This window comes from Delftia sp. DLF01 (assembly GCF_014852125.1).
Lineage (GTDB): Bacteria > Pseudomonadota > Gammaproteobacteria > Burkholderiales > Burkholderiaceae_C > Comamonas > Comamonas acidovorans.
Genome location: NZ_JACVAZ010000001.1, coordinates 687,368 through 700,408, shown reverse-complemented (window position 1 = coordinate 700,408; position 13,041 = coordinate 687,368). Strand labels below are relative to the sequence as shown.

Sequence of the window (13,041 nt, the reverse complement as noted above, 5' to 3'; positions counted from 1 at the left end):
TGACACGAAGAAAAGGCGTCACAAATGCTGGGCCATAGTCTGTAAGACCCGGGTCATCGCGGTGTCACAATTCCGTCTTAGTCTTGTGCCTCGCACGAGCTGGCACCAGACAAGCGCAGCCCTGCCACCCGGCACCGCTGCGCACTCCTGCTCGACGAATCTTGATTGGCGTTTCTTTCATGGCACCAGAATCCCTGCTCGCCGCCGTTGACCTCGGATCCAACAGCTTTCGCCTAGAAATAGGCCGCGTCGGCAGCCACCAGCGCATAGAGCGCGTGGAATATCTCAAGGAGACCGTGCGCCAGGGCAATGGACTCAACGAGCACCATGAGCTGACCGACGAGGCCATGCAACGCGGCTGGGACTGCCTGGCACGCTTTGGCGAGCGCCTGGCCGGCTTTCCTGCCGACCAGGTCCGCGCCGTGGCCACACAAACCCTGCGGGAGGCCCGCAACCGCGATGTCTTCATCGCACGCGGCAGCGCCCTGCTGGGCTTTCCCATCGAGGTCATCTCGGGCGAGGAAGAGGCCCGGCTGATCTATCGCGGCGTCTCCAGCCTGTTGCCGCCCTCGCAGCAGCGGCGCCTGGTGGTGGACATTGGCGGCCGCTCGACCGAAGTCATCATCGGCCAGCATGGCGAAGCGCGTCAGGTGGCCTCCTACCCCATAGGCAGCGTCGCCTGGAGCACGCAGTTCTTTGGCGAAGGCACGCTGTCGCGCGCACATTTCTCGGCCGCCATCAAGGCCGCGCAGGCGGCCCTCACCCAGACCGTCTCGGCCTACCCGGCCACTGCATGGGACTGCGCCTATGCCTCTTCAGGCACGGCCAACGCCGTGGGCGACATCCTGGCTGCCAACGGATATTCCGGCGGGCTGATCACGCCTGACAGCCTGCGCTGGCTGCATGAGCAGCTGATGGAGGCCGGCCATGTGGACCGCATCCGGCTGGCCGGACTCAAGGAAGACCGCCGCGCCGTCATCGCCGGAGGCCTGAGCATCCTGATTGCGGCCCTGGGCCTGCTGGGCATCAATGAACTGGAAGTCGCCCAGGGCGCGCTGCGCCAGGGCGTTTTGCACGACCTGCTGGAGCACGAGCCCCCCGCCGACCGCGAGGCAGCCGAAATTGCCGCGCTGCAGCAGGACTTCGGCATTGACGCTCCGCATGCGCTGCGCGTGCGCAAGGTGGCACGCTGGGCCTGGCAATCGCTGCACGCACAACAACCGCCCGATGCCCTGTCCACGCATGCACTGGACACGGCCGCCAGCCTGCACGAGATCGGCATGCGCATCTCACTGAGCGCCTACCACCGGCACGGCGCCTACATCACCGAGCACTGCGGTGCCGCGACATGGCCCGTGGAGCTGCGCGCGCGCATCACCCAGCTCGTGCTCGGCCACCAGGGCAAGCTGCGCAAGCTGGAAGCCGCCATCGAGGACCAGGCAGTGGCCTGGCCCTTGCTGGCACTGCGGCTGGCCGTGCAGCTGTGCCATGCCCGGCGTGACCCCGATCTGCAGGGCATACGCCTGCATCGCTCGGACAGCGTCTTTCACCTGACCGTGCCGGAAGGCTGGGCCAAAAGCTATCCCCAGTCCGCCCAGTTGCTGCGCACCGAGGCCGTGGCCTGGCAGAAGACGCCCTGGACCTTGCAGCTGCATCTGCACTGAGCACGGCCACCCGCTTCGGCTTGCGCCGGGATGACGCGGGGGGCCCGGCCGTGACGCAGCTCAGACCTGGGGCCCGTAGCGCTCCATCAAGGCGCGCTGCGCACCCAGGCCCGTGGTCGGATAGGGTGCACGCTGGTAGGCACCATTGGCCTCCAGGGTCCAGGCATCGCGGTTGTCATACAGGCCAGCGACCAGGCATTCGTCTATCACTTGCTGGCGCAGCACGGGGTCGCGCACGGGCCAGGCCAGTTCCACCCGGCGCATCATGTTGCGGTTCATCCAGTCGGCGCTGGACAGCAGCAGCTCCTGCTGCTTGCCCCAGGCAAAGTAGAAGACGCGCGAGTGCTCCAGGAAACGGCCGATGATGGAGCGCACTCGGATGTTGTCAGTCCAGCCCTTGCGCTGCGGCGGCAGCATGCAGGCACTGCGCACAATGAGATCGATGCGCGCGCCCTGCTGGCCGGCACGCACCAGCGCCTGCATGAGCAGCTCGTCGGTCAGCGCATTCATCTTGAGCACAATGCGCGCCTCTTCGCCGCGTTGCGCCGCCTCGCCCACCTGATTGATCAGCGCCAGCATGCGGTCGTGCAGCTGGAACGGCGCAATCACCAGCTGGTGCAGCTTGGGCAGGCGGTTGTGGCTGGACAGGTGGCTGAACACGGCATCCATGTCGGCCGTGATCTGCGCATCGCAGGTCAGCTGGCTGATGTCCGTGTACAGGCGCGCCGTGCGCACGTTGTAATTGCCGGTGGACAGGTGTCCATAGCGCTTGAGCTGCCCGCTGCGCTTTTCGCGGCGCGTGATCAGCAGCATCTTGGCGTGCGTCTTCAGGCCCAGCACGCCGTAGACCACCTGGGCGCCCAGGGCCTCCAGCTTCTCGGCGGAGTTGATGTTGGCCTCTTCGTCAAAGCGGGCCTTGAGCTCCAGCACGGCCAGCACCTCCTTGCCGCGGCGCACGGCCTCGGCCAGCAACTGCATGATTTCGGAGTCGGACCCGGTGCGGTAGATGGTCTGCTTGATGGCCAGCACCTCGGGGTCGTTGACGGCCTCGCGCAGCAGCTCCAGCACGCCGTCGAAGCTCTCGAAAGGCTGGTGGATCAGCACATCACGCTTGCGGATCTGGGCCATCACCGAGCGGCCCGGCTGCAGCTGGCGCGGCCATGCCGGCCGCCACGGCGGGAACAGCAGCGCGGGGTCATCGACCAGATCGACCAGCTGCGACTGGCGCACCAGGTTCACGGGCCCCTTGACGCGGAACAGTGCCTCGGTCGGCAGGCCGAACTGGCCCAGCAGCAGGTCGGACAACATGGGCGAGCAGGCAAAGGACACCTCCAGCCGCACGGCCTGGCCGTAGTGGCGGTGGTGCAGCCCCTGGCGCAGCGCCATGCGCAGGTCGCTGACATCGTCCTCATCCACCGCCAGGTCCGAATGGCGGGTGACACGGAATTGCGCGAACTCCGCCACCTCACGCCCCGGGAACAGCTCGACCAGATGGGCGCGCACGATGCTGGAGATGCTCACGAACAGGCGCTGCTTGCCCGCGATCTTCTCCGGCAGGCGCACCAGGCGAGGCAAGGCGCGCGGGACCTTGACGATCGCCACCTCGTTGGCGCGACCAAAGGCATCGACACCCTTGAGGCGCACGATGAAGTTCAACGCCTTGTTGGCCACCTGGGGAAATGGATGGGATGGGTCCAGGCCCACCGGCATGAGCAGGGGCTGGACTTCGCGCAGAAAGTATTCGCGCACCCATTTGCGCTGGGCGCTGCTGCGCTCGCCATGGGAGACCACGCGTATGCCCTGCCCCGCAAAGGCAGGAATCAGCGATTGGTTGTACAGCGTGTACTGGCGCAATACCAGCTCATGCGCCTTGTCCATCAGCGAGCGAAAGCTCTGCAGCGTGTACAGACCCTTGGCGTCGCCGGCCTTGGCCGCCGTCACATGGGGGGCGCAGCGCACCTCGAACCATTCGTCGAGATTGGAAGAGACGATGCACAGGTAGCGCAGCCGCTCCAGCAGCGGCACATCCTCGCGCACAGCCCAGTCCAGCACGCGTTCGTTGAACGCCAGGATGCAATGGTCGCGGTCCAGAAACTGTTGCTGCTGCTGTTGCTCTTGCACTTCACCGCTTTCGGCTGTGGCGTACAGACCAGTGTATGCCGCGGCGGCCAGCCCCGCAGCAGAGACCGGGGCAGACGCTGGCATCGCCTGGCCCTGCAATTCCAGCAGGGCGGTGGAAAGGCTTTTGGCCAGGGGCATCATCGGGACATTCAAGGGTGCAGAGACGGGTATGGGCGCTGTCTCGCGGGCCATGCCCAGCGAGGCCGGCCCTGCGGGCATGGTGCGCAGCCCCTGTTCATGTTCTGGCTCGGCAGGCGCGGCAGAGGCGCTGGCGGGAATCGGCGTGAATGTCTGGGGCATGGATGCAGGGGCCCGGCCTGTGCAGGACCCGGTAGTCACCCCGTGGACCGGGGATTCGGGCAGTCTGCCCCGGGTTTGTGACATGTTCATGACATAAATCCCGCCCACGCATGACACCTGTCATACAAGCGACTTCCGGCAAGGAATGGCTGCGCTGGCGCTGTCATGCAAAGGTCATGACGAGGTCACGCAGCCACGAGGGCCACGCTGTATCGCCAGGGTGCTAAGCTCACTGCCATCCCCCTGGATGGCGTTGGCTGCTGCAAACCTGCCGCAGCCGTGTCGTCGTCCGCCTTTCGCGCATGCCCTCTTCCAATCCCCCCGAAAGCCGCCTGGCCGCCATCGACATTGGCTCCAACAGCTGCCTGCTGGCCATGGCCCGCAGCGACGGCGCAAAGGTACAGCTGTTCAGCCACCGCAAGGAAGCCATACGCCTGGGCAGCGCCCTGGACGCACAGGGCGCCCTGAGCCTGGAGGCCATGCAGCGTGGCTGGGCCTGCCTGGAGCGCTATGCGCAGGTGCTGGGCGACCTGCCCCGCCACCGCGTTCGTGCCGTGGCCACGCAGACGCTGAGGGAGGCATCGAACCGCCAGGTCTTCCTGGACGAAGGCCAGCGCATCCTGGGCTGCGCCATCGAAGTCATCGACGGCGAGGAAGAAGCGCGCCTGATCTATCGCGGCGTCGCCCAGTTGCTGCCGCCCGGTCCCCAGCGGCGGCTGGTGGTGGACATCGGTGGCCGATCGACCGAGCTGTGCCTTGGCCAGCAGCGGCAGGTGCTGCAGGCACGCTCCTTCGCCTTTGGCAGCGTGACCTGGGCATTGCGCCACTTTCCCGATGGAGAGCTGTCGGCCCAGGCACTGTCCCAGGCCGAAGCGGCGGTGGCCGACATCATTGCGCCCGAAGCCGCGCGGTTTGCCGCCGGGCAGTGGAGCCATGCCTATGGGTCCTCCGGCACGGCCGGTGCCATCGTCAAGGTGCTGGCCCATGCACCCGACGGCACGGCCGGCTGGATCACGCGGCAGGGACTGGACTGGCTGCAGGCGCAGTTGCTGCGTGCAGGGCATGTCAGCCGCGTGAACATGGATGGGCTCAAGGAAGAACTGCGTCCCATGATCGGCGGCGGCATGAGCGTGATGCGGGCGATCTTCTCCAGCCTGGGCATCGAGCGCATGCGCGTGACGCATGGCGCCCTGCGACATGGCGTGCTGTATGAGCTGGCCGATCGGCTGGATGCCGAAGCCTCCGGAAAACACAGGCGCAGGCAAGTTGCACCCGGCCCGTGACGGCCCATGATGGCCCAGGCCCTGCTTGCGTCAGGGAAGGCCGATAGAGTGTTTTCCGCACAAGTGCTACACTTTGTAAGCTTCCCACCCTCCCTTCATTACCGCCCCACCGCTTCGCCATGTCCGCGCCGACGATTGCGTACGACCCTGTACTCGAACGTCCGTCTTCGATGATGGCGGCGTCCCTGCAACGCAGCCTGCGCGAGCAGCAGGCCCTGCTCGACAATGCCGGCGTCGGGATCGTCTTCATTCGCCAACGCGTCATCGTCCGCTGCAACCAGTGCTACGCAGACATCTTCGGCTACGCGGGCGAGCATGCGCTGGTGGGCATCAACAGCGAACACCTGCATCCCAGCCGTGATGAGCTGCGCAGCCTGGGACGCGAGGCCTACCGCACGCTGAGTGCCGGCCTGTCCTTTCGCACGCAGCGCCGCCTGCGCCGCAAGGACGGAAGCCTGTTCTGGGGAGAGCTCACGGGGCGGCTCATCAATCCGGGCGATGCGCGCGAGGGATCGATCTGGATCGTGAGCGATATCGACGACCGCCTGCGTGCCCAGCAGGCCCTAAGCCAGGCCCACGAACTGCTGGAGCAGCAGGTGCGCGACCGCACACGCGAACTCAGCGCCACGGTGGAGAACCTGCACCGGGAGATTGCCGACCGCAAGCTGGACCAGGAACGCATCTACTGGATGGCGCACTACGACGCGCTCACCGGCCTGCCCAACCGCACGCTGCTGGCCGAGCGCAGTGCCCGCGCCATCGAGCTGGCCAAGGCCAACGACACGCCGCTGGCCGTGATGTTCCTGGACCTGGACCACTTCAAGCATGTCAATGATTCGCTGGGCCATCGCGTGGGCGATGCCCTGCTGGTGGAGATTGCCCGACGCCTGCGTGCCGTCGTGCGCGACCGCGATACGGTGGCCCGCATCGGCGGTGACGAATTCGTGCTGCTGCTGCCCGGCGCCAATGCCCAGGGCGCGGCCCGCGTGGCCGGCAAGCTGCAGGAGGCGTCGCGCCAGGCCTACCAGATCGACCGCCATGAGCTGACCATTGCTCCGTCCATGGGCATTGCGCTGTACCCGCGCGACGGCCACGACATCGACTCGCTGACCCAGGCCGCCGATGCGGCCATGTACCACGCCAAGCAGGCCGGCCGCAACACCTACCGCTTCTTCACGCCGCAGATGCAGGCCCAGTCCCTGCGCGCCCTGCAGCTGGAGAATGCACTGCGCCGGGCGCTGGAGCGCAATCAGCTGTATCTGCACTATCAGCCGCAGATCACGCTGAGCACGGGCCGCGTGCGCAGCGTGGAGGCGCTGCTGCGCTGGGAGCACCCGGAACTGGGCTCGGTCTCACCGGCCGAGTTCATTCCCGTGGCCGAGGACAGCGGCCAGATCCTGCAGATCGGCGAATGGGTGCTGCGCAGCGCCATGCAGCAGTTGCAGGTCTGGCGCAATGCAGGCCTGTGCGACCTGAAGGTGGCCGTGAATCTTTCGGCCATCCAGTTCCATCAGCAGCAACTGCCCGAGATCATCAACCGCATCCTGCTCGACAGCGACCTGCCGGCCGATTCTCTGGAGCTGGAGCTGACCGAGGGCGTGGCCATCCATGATCCGCGCCAGGCGACAGCCACCATGGACCGGCTGCGCGAGCACGGCGTGCGTCTGGCCATGGATGACTTCGGCACCGGCTATTCATCCCTGAGCCAGCTCAAGCGCTTTCAGATCTACAAGCTCAAGATCGACCAGTCCTTCATCCAGGATCTGGACCACGACAGCAACGACCGCGCCATTGTCAGCGCCATCATCCGCATGGCCCAGGCCCTGGGCATGCAGACCACGGCCGAGGGCGTGGAGACCGAGGCACAGCTGGAGTTCCTGCGCGAGCAAGGCTGCGATGAGGCCCAGGGCTACCATTTCAGCCGCCCGCTGGCACCAGAGGCGCTGGAGTCCTTCTTGCGCAGCCAGGGCTGACCGGGCCGCATCACCGCGCGCATCGCATCACCTCGCGCACCGGAATCCAGACGAAAAAAAGCCGGGGCATGAAGCCTCGGCCTTCCATGCGCAGGAGCGCGCAACCGCTCAGGCAACCGGCGAATTCTTGGCCACGCTGGCCAGGCGCTCGGCACAGCGGCTGGCCTGATCGCCATCGCGCGCCTCCACCATCACGCGCAGCAAAGGCTCGGTGCCGCTGGCGCGGATGAGCACACGCCCGGTATCGCCCAGCTCGGCCTTGACGGCCTCGGTGACCTCTTCCAATTGGGTGTTGCGCTTCCAGTCCTGGCCCGGCTGCAGCCGCACGTTGAGCAGTACCTGGGGAAACAGCTGCACGGACGACAGCCACTGCGACAGGCTCTTGCCCGAGCGCACGCAGGCCTGCAGCGCCTGCAGTGCGCTGACCAGGCCGTCGCCCGTGGTGTGCTTGTCCAGCGCCAGCAAATGTCCCGAGCCCTCACCGCCCAGGGTCCAGCCCTGGCGGTGCAGCTCTTCCAGCACATAGCGGTCGCCGACCTTGGCACGCACAAAGCCCACGCCCTGGGACTTCAGCGCCACCTCCACGGCCATATTGGTCATCAGCGTGCCCACGGCGCCCGGCACGGCCTCGCCGCGCGCCAGCCGGTCGGCTGCCAGCAGATACAGCAGTTCGTCGCCGTTGTAGAGCCGCCCTGCCGCATCGACCAGCAGCAGCCGGTCGGCATCGCCATCCAGCGCCACGCCGAAATCGGCCTTGTTGGCGCGCACGGCCAGCACCAGAGCCTCAGGGTGCGTGGCACCCACGTCTTCGTTGATGTTCAGTCCATCGGGCGCACAGCCTATGGCCACCACATCGGCCCCCAGTTCATGGAAGACCTTGGGTGCGATCTGATAGGCCGCGCCATGGGCCGCATCGACGACGATCTTCACGCCCTTGAGCGTGAGTGCATGGTCAAAGGTGCTCTTGCAGAACTCGATGTAGCGCCCTGCCGCGTCTTCAAGGCGCCGGGCCTTGCCCAGAGCGGCAGAGTCGGCCCACACGGGATCTTCGGTCAAGGCCTGCTCGACCTCTTCCTCCCAGGCATCGGGCAGCTTGGTGCCCTGGGCGCTGAAGAACTTGATGCCGTTGTCGTAGTAAGGGTTGTGGCTGGCGCTGATGACCACGCCCAGGCTGGCTCGCTGGGCGCGCGTCAGGTAGGCCACGCCCGGGGTGGGCAGGGGACCGAGCAGCATCACGTCCACGCCGGCCGAGTTGAAGCCGGACTCCAAGGCACTTTCCAGCATGTAGCCCGAGATCCGGGTGTCCTTGCCGATCAGCACCATCGGGCGGGCTTCCTTGCGCCGCAGCACACGGCCTACGGCGTGCGCCAGGCGTAGCGCGAAGTCGGGGGTGATGGGCGAGCGGCCCACCAGGCCGCGAATTCCATCGGTACCAAAATATGTGCGTGCCATAGTGCTCCTTTGTTGTTCAGTTGTTGTCGTGCATGGTCTGCCAGACCGTCAATGCCGCCACCGTATCGGCCACGTCGTGCACGCGCACCACGCGCGCACCCCGCTCCACTGCCAGCAGCGCCGCCGCCACACTGGGCACCATGCGCTGGCCCTGTGCAAGGCCACTGACCTGCCCGAGCGAGCCCTTGCGCGACCAGCCCGCCAGCAGCGGGAAGTCTAGGCCCAGCAATTCCTGCTGGCGCGCAAGCAGCGAAAAATTCTGTGCCACGCTTTTGCCGAAGCCGATGCCGTAGTCCCAGACAATGCGCTCGCGCGCCACGCCCCGGGCCAGCAGGGCATCGCTGTGCAACTGCAGGAAATCGCGCACGGCGGGCACGGCATCGCCTTGCATGGGCGTGGTCTGCATGTCCTGCGGCGTGCCATGCATGTGCATGAGACAGATGCCGCAGCTCGGGTGCGCAGCCACCACCTGCTGCGCGCCCGGCTGGCGCAGCGCCCAGATGTCGTTGACGATGTCGGCCCCAAGGTCCAGCACGGCCTGCATGACCTCGGGCTTGTAGGTATCGACGGAGACAGGCACGCCCAGTTGCACCGCGCCCTGCACCACGGGCAGCACGCGCCGCAACTCCTCGTCCAGCGGCACGGCCGGCGATCCGGGCCTGGTGGACTCGCCGCCGATGTCGAGGATGTGCGCGCCTTCACCGATCAGCTGCTCTGCATGCCGCAAGGCCCGCTCCACCGTGTTGTGCCGCCCGCCATCGGAAAACGAGTCGGGCGTCACGTTGACGATGCCCATGACCAGTGGACGCTGAAGGTCTAGAACAAAGCGCGAAGTCTGCCATTGATGCGGCATGGGATTTCCTGAAGGTAGGCGCTTGCCGGACCGGGCCCCTCGCTCGGCCACCGCTGTGGGCGATTGAGCACATCCTGCAAGCAAAGCAAAAGGGCCCCTCGGGGCCCTTTGCATGGGATTGGCAGATTCTGCGGCAAGCAGATCAGGCCGTGGTGGGCGCAGGGTCGGCATCCACTGCCGGCGTGCCGCCGGACGAGTTGCCACCGTCGGACGACGGCGGGTTGCGCGGCACCCAGTCCTTGGGAGGACGCGGTTCGCGGCCGGCCATGATGTCATCGAGTTGCTCGGCGTCGATGGTTTCCCAGTCGAGCATGGCCTTGGCCATGGCATGCATCTTGTCGGAGTTGTCCTCGATCAGCTTGCGCGCCAGTCCGTACTGCTCGTCGATGATGCGGCGAACCTCCTGGTCCACCTTCTGCATCGTCTGCTCGCTCATGCTGTTGGTCTTGCTCATCGAGCGGCCCAGGAAAGGCTCGCCTTCCTGCTCCGCATAGACCATGGGACCCAGAGCGTCGGTCATGCCGTAGCGCGTGACCATATCGCGTGCGATCTGCGTGGCCCGCTCGAAGTCGTTGCTCGCGCCCGTGGTCATCTGGTTCATGAACACTTCTTCGGCAATGCGTCCACCGAACAGCATGGCGATCTGGTTGAGCATGAACTCCTTGTCGTAGGAGTAGCGGTCCTTCTCGGGCAGGCTCATCGTCACGCCCAGCGCACGACCGCGCGGGATGATGGTGACCTTGTGCACGGGATCGCACTTGGGCAGCAGCTTGCCGATCAGCGCGTGGCCCGCCTCGTGGTAGGCCGTGTTGCGGCGCTCTTCCTCGGGCATGACCATGCTCTTGCGCTCGGGGCCCATGATGATCTTGTCCTTGGCCTTCTCGAAATCCTGCATCTCGACGGTACGCGCATTGCGGCGCGCGGCCATCAGGGCTGCTTCGTTGCAGAGGTTGGCCAGATCGGCACCCGACATGCCGGGCGTGCCGCGGGCGATCACGCCCGGATTCACGTCCTGGCCGACAGGGATCTTGCGCATGTGCACATTGAGGATCTGCTCGCGGCCACGGATGTCGGGCAGCGTCACATACACCTGGCGGTCGAAACGGCCGGGACGCAGCAGGGCGGCATCCAGGATGTCGGGACGGTTGGTCGCAGCCACGACGATCACGCCGAGGTTGGTCTCGAAGCCGTCCATCTCGACCAGCATCTGGTTCAGGGTCTGTTCACGCTCATCGTTGCCACCGCCCAGGCCTGCGCCGCGCTGGCGGCCCACGGCGTCGATTTCATCAATGAAGATGATGCAGGGTGCGTTCTTCTTGGCGTTCTCGAACATGTCGCGCACACGGGCAGCGCCCACGCCCACGAACATTTCCACGAAGTCGGAGCCCGAGATGCTGAAGAACGGGACCTTGGCCTCGCCCGCAATGGACTTGGCCAGCAGCGTCTTGCCGGTACCCGGAGGCCCGACCAGCAGCAGGCCACGCGGAATGCGGCCGCCGAGCTTCTGGAACTTGTTGGGGTCCTTCAGGAAGTCCACGACTTCCTTGACCTCTTCCTTGGCTTCGTCGCAGCCTGCAACGTCGGCAAAGGTCACGGTGTTGTTGTTCTCGTCCAGCATGCGGGCCTTGCTCTTGCCGAAGCTGAAAGCACCGCCCTTGCCGCCGCCCTGCATCTGGCGCATGAAGTACACCCACACGCCGATCAACAGCAGCATGGGGCCCCAGCTGACGAGCAGGGTCATGAGGACCGAGCCTTCTTCGCGGGGCTTGACGTCGAACTTGACGTTGTTGTTGATCAGATCGCCCACGAGCCCGCGATCCAGGTAGGTGGCTGTGGTGCGCACCTTGCGGTCATCGTTGGTCGTGGCCACGATCTCGGTGCCGCCGGGGCTTTCCTGGATGGTGGCGCTCTTGATGCGGTTGCTTCGCACCTCTTCCAGGAACTCGGAGTAACCGACATGGGACGCGCCAGCGCCGCCGCGGGTGTCAAATTGTTTGAACACCGTAAACAGCACCATGGCGATGACCAGCCAGACGGCAATTTTTGAAAACCACTGATTGTTCAAGCGGGGCTCCAATGGGGATACAGATAAAACGACTTCCAGCGTGCTCGAAGCGTATTTGCGGTTCATTTTAGGTGTTTCAAGCTGGTTGGTCGCCTATATCCCTCTATAGCAGCCATAGCTTGAATGCGGTCTTGACCCGCGTCAGGGCCGCGCCGGGCGGCTGTGCAGGGCTACCTGAGCCCCATGCCCACCAGAAACGTCTCTGAAGACTTGTCGCGCGAGGACTTGGGCTTGATCGGCTTGACCACCTTGAAGGTCTGCCGGAACAGCGCCACCAAGTCGTCGTAGGCCCCGCCGTGAAAGAGCTTCACGACCAAGGCCCCTTCAGGTTTCATATGGTGGATGGAGAAATCAACCGCCAGCTCCACCAGCAGCGCAATGCGCGCCGCATCCGTCGTCCCGTTGCCCGACAGGTTCGGAGCCATGTCGGAGACCACCACATCGGCCTTGCCGCCGCCCAGCGCCTCCTGCAGCTGCGCCAGCACCGGCTCCTCGCGAAAATCGCCCAGAATGAACTGCACACCCTCGATGGGCTCCATGGGAAGCAGATCCAGCGAGATGATCCGGCCATTGAGCGCGCCCACCGCCGCGCCTTCTGGCGACAGGCAGCGGCGCACATACTGGCTCCACGCTCCTGGCGTAGAGCCCAGGTCCACCACCGTGGCACCCGGCCGGATGAGCTTGAGCTGCTCGTCTATCTCCTTGAGTTTGTAGGCCGCGCGAGCGCGGTAGCCGTCCTTCTGGGCGGCTTTGACGTAAGGATCGTTGACGTGGCTGTTGAGCCAAGCCTTGTTGACCTTCTTGCTTTTTGTGTTGACTTTCATGCTGGATTCTTTCAGCCTCGATAATACGGCCATGCCCCAAATTCAATTGACTCCCGCCGAGCGCCGGGAACACCGCGCCAACGCACACCACCTGGACCCCGTGGTCCTCATCGGAGGTGACGGCCTGACGGCTGCCGTGCAAAAGGAGGTCAACGCCGGCCTTAACGCACATGGCCTGATCAAGGTCCGTGTCTTCAACGACGACCGCGCCGCACGCGAGCAGATGTATCTGCAGCTGTGCGACGAACTTGGCGCTGCACCCATTCAACACATCGGCAAGCTGCTGGTGCTCTGGCGCCCCATGCCGGAAAAGGAAAAAGCCGTCGACGAGAACCGCATGCCCGGTCCTCGCGATGTCAAGCTGCTCAAGTTCAGCAAGCGCTCGGGCCAGAAGCCCGAAGTCAAGCAGATCCGCGTGCTGGGCAACCAGCGCCTGACGGCAGGTGGCCAGGTCAAGCGCGCCAAGCCCAAGCAAAAGTCGGTCAAGAAGCGCCAGGCAGACTGAG

The 13,041-nt window shown here is 65.5% G+C and carries 9 protein-coding genes; 4 read left to right on the top strand and 5 right to left on the bottom strand.

The genetic code is table 11. The annotated features are described in order from the left end of the window. Positions 1–179 precede the first annotated feature (179 nt). Complete coding sequence (locus IB269_RS03085; protein WP_013801470.1) at positions 180–1,664, top strand: Ppx/GppA phosphatase family protein; 1,485 nt, start codon at positions 180–182, stop codon at positions 1,662–1,664. A gap of 60 nt (positions 1,665–1,724) precedes the next feature. On the opposite strand, the gene ppk1 is transcribed toward IB269_RS03085, so the two are convergent. Next, positions 1,725–4,175, bottom strand: coding sequence for a polyphosphate kinase 1 (gene ppk1 / locus IB269_RS03080; protein ID WP_192366390.1), 2,451 nt, complete (start codon positions 4,173–4,175; stop codon positions 1,725–1,727). A gap of 212 nt (positions 4,176–4,387) precedes the next feature. On the opposite strand from ppk1, the gene IB269_RS03075 reads away from it, so the two are divergent. Next, positions 4,388–5,368, top strand: coding sequence for a Ppx/GppA family phosphatase (locus IB269_RS03075; RefSeq protein WP_013801468.1), 981 nt, complete (start codon positions 4,388–4,390; stop codon positions 5,366–5,368). 119 nt (positions 5,369–5,487) lie between these two features. Beyond that, positions 5,488–7,341 (top strand): EAL domain-containing protein, encoded by a 1,854-nt coding sequence (locus IB269_RS03070; RefSeq protein WP_034396146.1) that lies wholly within the window; start codon positions 5,488–5,490, stop codon positions 7,339–7,341. Between the two features lie 108 nt (positions 7,342–7,449). Here the strand turns inward: IB269_RS03070 and glmM are convergent, their stop codons facing one another. The 4 genes from glmM to IB269_RS03050 form a co-directional block, all read right to left on the bottom strand. Further along, positions 7,450–8,793, bottom strand: coding sequence for a phosphoglucosamine mutase (gene glmM / locus IB269_RS03065; protein WP_192366389.1), 1,344 nt, complete (start codon positions 8,791–8,793; stop codon positions 7,450–7,452). Between the two features lie 16 nt (positions 8,794–8,809). Next, entirely contained in the window at positions 8,810–9,646 is an 837-nt protein-coding gene (gene folP, locus IB269_RS03060) for a dihydropteroate synthase (protein WP_192366388.1), read from the bottom strand. Positions 9,647–9,788: 142 nt separating this feature from the next. Next, entirely contained in the window at positions 9,789–11,711 is a 1,923-nt protein-coding gene (gene ftsH / locus IB269_RS03055; RefSeq protein WP_016447469.1) for an ATP-dependent zinc metalloprotease FtsH, read from the bottom strand. A gap of 170 nt (positions 11,712–11,881) precedes the next feature. Continuing rightward, positions 11,882–12,535 (bottom strand): RlmE family RNA methyltransferase, encoded by a 654-nt coding sequence (locus tag IB269_RS03050; RefSeq protein WP_013801463.1) that lies wholly within the window; start codon positions 12,533–12,535, stop codon positions 11,882–11,884. 31 nt (positions 12,536–12,566) lie between these two features. On the opposite strand from IB269_RS03050, the gene IB269_RS03045 reads away from it, so the two are divergent. Next, positions 12,567–13,040 carry a YhbY family RNA-binding protein gene (locus tag IB269_RS03045; protein WP_013801462.1) on the top strand — a complete coding sequence of 158 codons (474 nt, stop codon included), beginning with the start codon at positions 12,567–12,569 and terminating at the stop codon, positions 13,038–13,040. Position 13,041: the final 1 nt, after the last annotated feature.